Annotated in this window: 9 protein-coding genes; 8 read left to right on the top strand and 1 reads right to left on the bottom strand. The window is 68.4% G+C overall.

Going from position 1 to position 9,043, the window contains the following annotated elements:
* Window positions 1–420 precede the first annotated feature (420 nt).
* The 4 genes from BBH68_RS03895 (at window position 421) to BBH68_RS03910 (ending at window position 2,856) form a co-directional block, all read left to right on the top strand.
* Window positions 421–1,158 (top strand): NIPSNAP family protein, encoded by a 738-nt coding sequence (locus BBH68_RS03895; RefSeq protein WP_065958840.1) that lies wholly within the window; start codon window positions 421–423, stop codon window positions 1,156–1,158.
* A gap of 135 nt (window positions 1,159–1,293) precedes the next feature.
* The gene (locus BBH68_RS03900; RefSeq protein WP_065958841.1) at window positions 1,294–2,250 is read left to right on the top strand and encodes a hypothetical protein; all 957 of its coding nucleotides are present in this window, start codon (window positions 1,294–1,296) and stop codon (window positions 2,248–2,250) included.
* Window positions 2,251–2,327: 77 nt separating this feature from the next.
* Window positions 2,328–2,504, top strand: a complete 177-nt coding sequence (locus tag BBH68_RS03905) for an antibiotic biosynthesis monooxygenase family protein (protein ID WP_425428768.1) — start codon at window positions 2,328–2,330, stop codon at window positions 2,502–2,504.
* A 25-nt stretch (window positions 2,505–2,529) separates the two neighbouring features.
* On the top strand, window positions 2,530–2,856 hold the full coding sequence (locus BBH68_RS03910) for an antibiotic biosynthesis monooxygenase family protein (protein WP_065958842.1): 327 nt from the start codon (window positions 2,530–2,532) through the stop codon (window positions 2,854–2,856).
* 69 nt (window positions 2,857–2,925) lie between these two features.
* Here BBH68_RS03910 and BBH68_RS03915 read toward each other — a convergent pair whose 3' ends face one another.
* The gene (locus tag BBH68_RS03915) at window positions 2,926–4,326 is read right to left on the bottom strand and encodes an NsdA family TPR-like regulatory protein (RefSeq protein ID WP_483855350.1); all 1,401 of its coding nucleotides are present in this window, start codon (window positions 4,324–4,326) and stop codon (window positions 2,926–2,928) included.
* 38 nt (window positions 4,327–4,364) lie between these two features.
* Here BBH68_RS03915 and BBH68_RS41760 point away from each other — a divergent pair, with 38 nt between their 5' ends.
* The 4 genes from BBH68_RS41760 to BBH68_RS41765 all read left to right on the top strand — a co-directional run bounded on the left by BBH68_RS41760 (window position 4,365) and on the right by BBH68_RS41765 (window position 8,482).
* On the top strand, window positions 4,365–5,963 hold the full coding sequence (locus BBH68_RS41760) for an IS1634 family transposase (RefSeq protein WP_245737878.1): 1,599 nt from the start codon (window positions 4,365–4,367) through the stop codon (window positions 5,961–5,963).
* A 509-nt stretch (window positions 5,964–6,472) separates the two neighbouring features.
* Window positions 6,473–6,820 carry a hypothetical protein gene (locus tag BBH68_RS03925; RefSeq protein WP_065958844.1) on the top strand — a complete coding sequence of 116 codons (348 nt, stop codon included), beginning with the start codon at window positions 6,473–6,475 and terminating at the stop codon, window positions 6,818–6,820.
* Window positions 6,821–7,526: 706 nt separating this feature from the next.
* A protein-coding gene (locus BBH68_RS38935) for an IS5 family transposase (protein WP_425428769.1) occupies window positions 7,527–8,317 on the top strand; the annotation gives its coding sequence in 2 pieces (ribosomal slippage) (window positions 7,527–7,848 and window positions 7,848–8,317; 792 coding nt in all).
* A gap of 15 nt (window positions 8,318–8,332) precedes the next feature.
* A complete protein-coding gene (locus BBH68_RS41765) occupies window positions 8,333–8,482 on the top strand; it encodes a hypothetical protein (protein WP_170066529.1) in 150 nt (49 codons plus the stop codon).
* Window positions 8,483–9,043 lie beyond the last annotated feature (561 nt).

Genomic DNA, 9,043 nt, shown 5'->3' on the forward strand with positions numbered 1-9,043 from the left:
GCACCAGCGGTGCGGGCGAGGTCAGCCGGTTGGCCACCAGCGCCTCGATCACCTGCCCGTGGGTCAGATGCGCGCTCGCACCGCCCGGACACAGCTCGTCGACGATCCCGGCAACATCCAGCCGGCGCAGAAACTCGGCAGCGACAGGCAGAGCGCCCAGACGCTTCTCCACCACGGACGTCACCACCACATCAAGGCGCTGACGGACAGACCGTGGCCGCGGGGACCGGGAAGTCATCGACACACCCAACCCAACGCCACACCACCGGCCAAGGACACCCCCGGACCGGTCACACCATACGAATCAACGACCCGCGAAGTACGGGACTAGCCGACAGACCGGTGGCCATGGGGCCATCCGCCACCACACCCCTTGCTGTAACAAATATTGTTCCAACAACTGAACGAGGAGCAGGACTGGTGAAGGCCCTACGGTGTCCAGTCGTCGAGCTGCGGCAGTACACGCTGCACCCAGGACAACGAGACGTACTGATCGATCTGTTCGACCGGGAGTTCGTCGAGACCCAGGAGGCCGTGGGCGCGACCATCCTGGGGCAGTTCCGCGACCTGGACGACCCCGACCGGTTCGTCTGGCTCCGCGGCTTCGACGACATGCCGAGCCGCGCCAAGACCCTGGAGAGCTTCTACGGCGGCCCGGTCTGGAAGGCACACCGCGACCAGGCGAACGCGACGATGATCGACTCCGATGACGTGCTGCTGCTGCGTCCGGCCTCGCCGCTCGGTGGATTCCCGACGCCGTCCGACGCCCGGCCGTCCCCCGGCGAGCCGGCGCCACCGCCACCGTCGCTGCTCCTCGCCACGATCTGGTACGGGCGCGGCCCGTTCGACACGGCGTTCGTCGAGTTCTTCCAGCAGCGCGTCCGCCCCGTACTGGCCGAGACCGGCGGCGAGCCACTGGCGTACCTGCGGTCGGAACACGCCCCGAACACCTTCCCCGCACTGCCGGTACGGACGAACGAGGAGGTCTTCGTGTGGTTCGCGCGTTTCACCGACGAAGGCCACCTCGACCACCACCTGAACCGCTTGCGGCGTTCGGAACGCTGGCGCGAGGAGGTGCTGCCGACCCTTTCGGAACGGTGGGCGAGGACCCCCCAGCGGCTACGCCTGGCACCCACCGAACGGTCACTACTGCGGTGAGGCGCCGACCTCGCGCCCGCCGCCCGAGAGTCTCACCTCCCCCTGAGTGATGACCCGGATGCGCCCTACGGTTGACGCCCGCGCGGACAGCTGGGAACGAGTCTGGAACTCACTTGCTTCGAGTGAGGAGTTCGCGTGGACCGGTGGGATCGGGTCGGGCGGGTCGCGGCGTACGGGGCAGCGCTGGCGCTGACGCCCTACCTGCTGATCAAGGTGTCGTGGGTGGTTGGTTCGCTGGTGGGGCTGGTGCCGGTCGGGACCGGGTTCGGCATGGCGGAGTGGGTGGTGCTCAACACCGCCACGATCGGTATGGCAGGGCTCGGGATCGCGGTGGCGCTCGCGCTGGTGCGGCCGTGGGGGATGCGCGTACCGGGAACGCCGTTGGCCTTCTGCGCATGGGTGGGGACGGGGTTCCTCGTCCCGGTGTTGCCGTACGCCGTTCTCAGTTCGCTGCTGGGCTCGGCGGACGGCGATCCGAAGAGCGGGAGCGACGCGGACCCGTCGATGCCGGCCTGGGAGGCAGCGCTGATTCAGATCGGGTTCGTCGGCATGGGGCTGGGTCTGGCCGTCGCGCTGCCCACGTACTTCCGGCGGCGCTGGCCGGACGCGTTCGAGGGTCGGCTCGGGGACCGCGGGGAGGGCGCGTCAAGGGCGCTGCCATGGATGACCGTGGCCGGCGCCGCAGTCGGTCTCATCTGGCTGTACTGGGCGATGGGCGGTACCGCGGGTGTCGCCCACCGCGGCGAGCGGGACCTCGCCTGGTACGTGCTCTCCGGCGTCTTCGCGCTCTGGGCCTTCGTGGCGTCCGCCGCCACCTGGGCTGCCGTCCGAGGCCGCCCCGCCCGAGTCCCCCGCTGGGTTCCGATGGTGCTCGGTTGGCTCGGCTCGGGCTCGCTGTTCGCCTGGAGCGGCTGGAAGCTCCCGTTCACCCTGTACCTGGCGGTCGCCCAGCCGGCCGACGCGGCCCTGCCGGAAAACCTCGCGCTCGCGGCGGTCCTGCACCTTGCGGCAGTGGGGGCGGGCGCCGCGATGCTGCGAGCGCTCGTCCGTACGCGGCTGATGCGCCGGGGAGCCGTCCGCACGCCTCTTTGAGTGTCGGATGTAGGAGACTGCGCGCAGAGTCGAGGTCAGGGCGCCAAGCCGGCGCCCACTGCCTGAGAGGTGTTCATATGCCCAGTGTGGTGAAGATCAACGTCCTGACGGTCCCCGAGGAGCAGCGCGAGGTGCTGGAGAAGCGCTTCGCGTCGCGGGCGGGGGCGGTGGAGAGTTCCGACGGCTTCGAGTGGTTCGAGCTGCTGCGCCCGCAACAGGTACTCGGATGTACCACTAGTTGTCGATCACCGTAGCCCGGCACTGCGGCAAGATGAGGGCATGAGTGTTGTCAAGATCAATGTGCTGACGGTCCCGGCTGAACAGCGGGAGGTTCTGGAACAGCGCTTCGCCGCCCGGGCGGGTGCGGTCGAGAGTTCCGACGGCTTCGAGTGGTTCGAACTGCTGCGCCCCGTCGAGGGGACCGACACCTATCTCGTCTACACCAGGTGGCGTAGCGAAGAGGACTTCCAAGCCTGGATGGAAGGCCCCATGAAGGCGGCTCACCAGCGCGGCGGCGAAGACGCCCCGCAGCAGAAGCCCGCCGCCTCCGGCTCAACGCTGTGGTCCTTCGAGGTCGTACAACAGACCGGGCCCAAGAAGAGCTGAGAGGGTCTTACAGAAGACCGCTAGCCTCCTGACCTTGGGCCGGAGGCTAGCGGTTTCCTGTTACGCCGGTCAGGCGGCTGTGAGCTCGCGCACCCGTTCGTTGAAGTCGGCTACAAGCCGGTGCTTGCCGAACGGCTGCATGCGTCGCTGTAGGTCTTGCACAGCCTCGACCGCTCGCGATGACTTGACCCGTCGCGTGAGAGACAGCGTCCGCACGCCTGCCGCGTGTGCTGCCTCCAAGTCCTTCCGCTGGAGGTGTGAGACGGCCAGCGCTGCCTGTGACATGGCGCCACGGCGGGCGCGCTTCTGCTTGCGGGCGTGCTCGATGGATCGGCGGGCGTGTTCCTCGGCGTGCTTGGCCTGGCCAAGATCGCGGAAGGTGTTGGCGTGCTCGCCATGCAGGTATGCCGGGTCGATGAACGTTGCCCACTCCTGCTCTTCCTCGGGCCGCACGCTCGCGTAGGCGGCTTCGGACTTGGCGACTGCCAAAGAAGCAGCGCGCTTGTCTCCGAGCTTTGCCCATGCTCGGGCTTCCAGGGCCCAGAGGTCGGCCAGGCAGGCGGAGGACGGCGCTTTCGCGAGCCCTGCGCGGCCAGCCTGCGCCAGTCTGCGTCCTTCCTCGGGGTGGCCGAGAAGGGTGGCCTGGTCTGCCATCCCGGCCAGGACGTGAGCGCCAAGAGCGGCGTTGTGCGACTCCTCGGCGAGCCGTAGGGACTGGATCAGGTAGCGCTGGGCCGTTCCGTGCTCGCCGTTGTCATAGGCCATCCAGCCCAGTAGGTAGGTCTGCTCTGCGGCGGCTTCGCACAGAGCACGGCGGACCTGTTCAGTGTGGGTGCGTCGGAGCAAGGGGAAGACGTGAGCGTTCATGTAGGCGGCCAGGGCAAGGCGGCCTGATCCACCGCCTTGGAAGATGTCCATTTCCTGGAACACGCCGAACATGTTTCGGACGCGGCCCACATCTTCGAGCCTGACCTTGGGGCCGGGCTTGGGTTGCTGGTCGAAGGTGCTGAGCAGCCAGTCACGTGACGGTCCGATGCCTGCCACGGCGGCGAATGGTGCTGCGGCCAGGAACTTTCGGCGGTCCACGTCGGCCCTCCCTAAGTCGGCGACGGCTTCCACCGTAGCCGCGAAGGATGGGCTATACACAAGCCCCCTGTCCGCTGTGGGGCTGACGCCGAACCCCAAGTCGTAGGTTGTGACGCGGTAGCCCATGGCGGCAGAGAACACGTCCGCCAAGATGTCGGGCACAGGGGGACGGGGCCGCTCCCCTTGGAGCCATCGCCTGACACTGCTCGTGTCAGAGGAGATGTGCGGCTGGCCCCACTCCTTGGCCTTCGTTTTCGTCTGTCGGGCTAGTCCCGTACTTCGCGGGTCGTTGATTCGTATGGTGTGACCGGTCCGGGGGTGTCCTTGGCCGGTGGTGTGGCGTTGGGTTGGGTGTGTCGATGACTTCCCGGTCCCCGCGGCCACGGTCTGTCCGTCAGCGCCTTGATGTGGTGGTGACGTCCGTGGTGGAGAAGCGTCTGGGCGCTCTGCCTGTCGCTGCCGAGTTTCTGCGCCGGCTGGATGTTGCCGGGATCGTCGACGAGCTGTGTCCGGGCGGTGCGAGCGCGCATCTGACCCACGGGCAGGTGATCGAGGCGCTGGTGGCCAACCGGCTGACCTCGCCCGCACCGCTGGTGCGGGTCGGCGACTGGGCCCGCACCTGGGCGGTGGAGGAGGTCTTCGGCCTTGAGCCGGACCTGCTCAACGACGACCGTCTGGCCCGGGCCCTGGACGCGATCGCACCGAAGCTGGAGCAGATCGCGGGCACTATCGGCGCGCAGGCGATCGCCGAGTTCGGGATCGACGTGTCGAGGCTGCACTGGGACATGACCAGCATGTCTGTCCATGGCGCCTACCCGAGCGAGGACCAGGACGAGCAGTACCCGGTCATCAGCTACGGGCATCCCAAGGACCGGCGGGTGGATTTGAAGCAGGTCCAGACCGGGCTCGCGGTGTCCGCCGACGGCGGCATCCCCGTCCACGCCCGCGTCTTCGGCGGCGGCGTCGCCGAGGTCAGCCAGGTCGTCGGGGCGATGAAGGACCTGCGGGGCATGGCCGGTGAGCGGAAATTCTTGATGGTCGCCGATTCCAAGCTGGTGTCCTACACGAACGTCACCGCACTGCTCGCGGCCGGGGTGGACTTCATCGCGCCGGTCCCGGCCGCGCAGGTCAAAGACGAGGTCTATGCCGCCTTGGACCTCACGCAGGCACATCTGGTCGACTGGGTGCCCGAGAGGGACGAGGGCAAGCCGGCCGGTGAGCGGGAGGTCTACCGGGTACTGGAGGACGTCCACACCCTGGCCGGGCCCCGCAAACGGGATCTGGTGCACCGGCTGCGCCGGATCCTGGTCCATTCCACCGCCGTCGCGGCGGGCCAGCGCAGAGCCCGCGAGAAGCGTCTGGCCCGGGCCAGGGAAGAGATGGACAAGCTCGCCGGCGCGGCAGGCGGCCAGCACTACAAGACCCGGGAGAAGGTCGCGGCCCGGGCCGGCGTCATCGCAGCCAAGCGCCGCGTCACCGCCTGCCTGCGCTGGACCATCACCACCGACGAGCACGACACCCCCGCCCTGGCCTGGTACTTCGACCAGAACGTCCTGAACGCGGAGGCCGCCGTTGACGGCTGGTACGCGATGCTGACCAGCATCCCCGCCGACCAGGCCGACCCGGCCCAGGTCCTGATCCACTACAAAGGCCAGGGCGCGGTCGAGCGCCGCTACCACGACTTCAAAGGCCCCCTCGCGGTCGCACCGGTCTTCGTGCAGCACAACCGGCGCGTCGCCGCCCTGGTCCAGGTCATCTGCCTGGCCCTGCTCGTCTTCTGCCTCATCGAACGGCAGGTCAGACGCGCACTCGGCCCCGAGCAGACCATGACCGGCCTCTACCCGGACAACCGCCGGGTCCGCCCCACCGGCCGCATGATCTTCTACCACCTCGGCGAACTCACCCTGCGGATCGGCAACGTCACCGACCCGCCGTCCGTCCAGATCACCCGCGGCGTCCAACTCCACCTCCTCGACCTCCTCGACACCGACATCACACAGACCCGCTGGCCACAGACCTAAACCGGTGACCCGCGAAGTCCGGGGCTAGTTCGCCTTGGCTCATGCCGGATCGCTCAAGCCATACGGCGAGATCTTCGTTCGGCGTCTTCATGACTCACGGCCTTCGGTCACAAGGGACAGTGAATTCAACACCCTCCAACACCCCTCAGCACGGTACCGGCTGACGTGCTCTCGATGTTCCCTAAAGGAAGGACCCCCGCGACCGATGCGAACGGCCCGGGGGCATGGCCAACGCTGTAGAGGAGCGTCAACGTGCTGAAGAGTACCGCCCGATCCGTGGAATGGCTGTTACGGATGTTGTTGCCTCCCTCCGGGCGGCACCGGGTCGCTGACATCCGGCCAAGCACGGATACGCCGACAGTTCGCCTGGCGCGCGCACCCCTGGCATACGCATGGATGCCGCAAGGTGAGGACGTTCCGGGCACCGGGCTTGTCCGGCCGTACGTGATCGCTCATGAGCGGGAGCAACATCGGGGGGCCGTTGGGCGCGGCGTGAAGGCGGTGGCGACATGAGCACTCAGCCTCGCCTGCTGCCGTGGCCGGACTCAGCCGGGAAGCGCTGCTATCTCGTGACGGACGACGATGGCAACAGCCGCCTGTCACGGCTCGCCGATGAGGTGGAGGCGCTACAGCTCAAAGCGGGCGCCGAACTCCTCGGTCATGCGGGAGACATGCTCGGAAATCACAAGGTAGGCACCGGCGAGCTGAAGTTCCTCGTCAAGTCCCTGTGTGACGCGCTGCGCGACGCGCTGCGGATCGCCGAGAGTCGCGGTGAGCGGCTTCCCGCCCGGTCCGCCTGCGAGTCACCCGAGGACCCGGACGACGGTCCAGTGCTTGAGAACGGGGAGTGCGAATGAGCCGAGACGGGTCCGGTGCGTCAGAGGGGTGGTACCTCGGGCCGGTACCGGGGCGGCGCCTACGTCGGGAGGGCGACGGTCACTTTGCACTGTCGCTTCAGCTCTCCCGCTTCGGGAAGCATGTTGCCCTCGCTCCCCTGGCGCTGACGGTGGCGGAGGCCGAGCAACTGCACGCTGAGCTGTGCCACGCGCTGGGCGATGAACCCGTACCCACCGATGCACCGGAATGCCGTAGGTCAATCCACTACCCGGGCGGGAGACACCGCTACTGAGATCTGCCCCAACCTGGGCGGACTGCACGCGCGACAACCACATACACAACGCCGGACCACCCCCGAGCCTGGTCAGCAACTGGGATGGTCCGGCTGGGGATTGATCACAAACCCCGCTGCCGATGGTACCGGGGCCGCTGTCGTGTTCGGACTCGGCGGGCTCGGCATGTCAGATGTCAGTGAGCAAGCGCGGAAGGGACTTGAACACACGATGAGCGGCATGGGGGACGGGGAATTCACCGGTGACGAGTCGGACCTTGACGCGGTGCTGTGGGTGCATGGGGTGGACTACTTGAGCGGCTGGCGGGATGCGAAGGAAGCGGCGGCCGAGCTGGGCGACGTGTTAGAGGCCCTAACAGAAGTTGTTGATCACGTGACCGTCGGCTTGTCGGCTCGTTGGTCGGGTCGTGGGGAAACGTCAGTCGCGGCCGTGGATCGTGTCGGACGAACTGTGGTCGCTTATCGAGCCGTTGCTGCCGGAGCCGGGGCCGAAGCTGGTGGCGGGCCGGCCGCGGGTGCCGGACCGACAGGCCCTGTGCGGGATCCTGTTCGTGCTGCACACCGGCATCCAGTGGGAGTACCTGCCGCAGGAGCTGGGCTTCGGCTCAGGGATGACCTGCTGGCGGCGCCTGGCAGCCTGGAACGAGGCCGGTGTATGGGACAAGCTGCACCTGGTGCTGCTGAAGAAGCTGCGGTCGGCCAAGCAGCTGGACTGGTCGCGGGCGGTGATCGACTCCTCCCACGTGCGGGCGGCCCGGCGGGGCCCAAAAGCGGGCCGAGCCCGGTCGACCGTGCACGACCGGGCAGCAAGCACCACGTCCTCACCGATGGCCAGGGCATCCCACTCGCGGTGTCGCTGACCGGCGGAAACCGCAACGACGTCACCCAGCTACTGCCCCTGCTCGACAAGGTTCCACCGGTCGCCGGCGTCGTCGGCAGGCCACGGCGACGGCCGGACATGCTCTTCGCGGACCGCGGCTACGACCATGACAAGTACCGGCGGCTGCTGTGGCAGCGTGGTATCCGTCCAATGATCGCGGAACGCGGCCAGCCGCACGGCTCCGGCCTGGGCATCTTCCGCTGGGTCGTGGAACGAACGATCTCCTGGCTGCACGGCTTCCGCCGCCTGCGCATCCGCTGGGAGAGACGCGACGACATCCACGAAGCCTTCCTCGGCCTCGCCGCCTGCCTCATCACCCACCGACACGTTCAACGCCTTTGTTAGGAGCTCTTAGGGCTCGTGGGTATGGGAGCGGCCGGGGTGCGGCTGCGTGCCGCTGCGGGGGCGGACGGCTCGGGGGTGGTGCGCTTCGAGCTGTCGGCGGCGGTGGCGCGTGAGGTGGCGGCCTTGGCGCGGGAGGCGGCGGCCCGGTGCCGTAAGGCGGGGTGAGCGGCGCGGCCGGTGGCGGGCCTGCGTCGGGGGATTGGTGCGCTGTGGGCACGCCGCCGGCCGTAGCGGCTTTTGGGCGGGAGCTGCCACGGGGCGAGAGAACAGGGGGCCTTACGCTGGTCCGGCGAATCGGGCGGGTCTTTGAGCCTGCCCGCGTTTGCGACCGATTGGCCCCCTGTTCTTGGAGGCTCGCCCCGTGGTGGCTGCCTAAAAGCCGCGTAGGCCGTCGGCCCCAGCCACAACGCACCGGCCCGGACGGCGGTCGGCTCCCTGGCGAGCGATCACGGGTGCGCTGGGAGTGCGGGCGGCGGGCGCCCGACGGGACCGGCGGCCACGCCGCAGCCCGGCGGGGCGGCCTGGCCGCCCGGCGCGCCGCAAGGCGCGCCCTTGAGTAAGTGAAGACAGGTTTCGACACCTACGCTCAGTCGGCCGCTGAGCGAGCCAGTCTCAGCCTGACTTGGACCGTGCCTCACGCAGGTTGTCCCGCACGATGCGAGTTTTGGGGTGGTCCTCGCCCAGGATGCGGATGCTGTCGGTGAGCGTCTGCTCGTACAGCACAGC

Source organism: Streptomyces sparsogenes, from assembly GCF_001704635.1.
Taxonomy (GTDB): domain Bacteria; phylum Actinomycetota; class Actinomycetes; order Streptomycetales; family Streptomycetaceae; genus Streptomyces; species Streptomyces sparsogenes.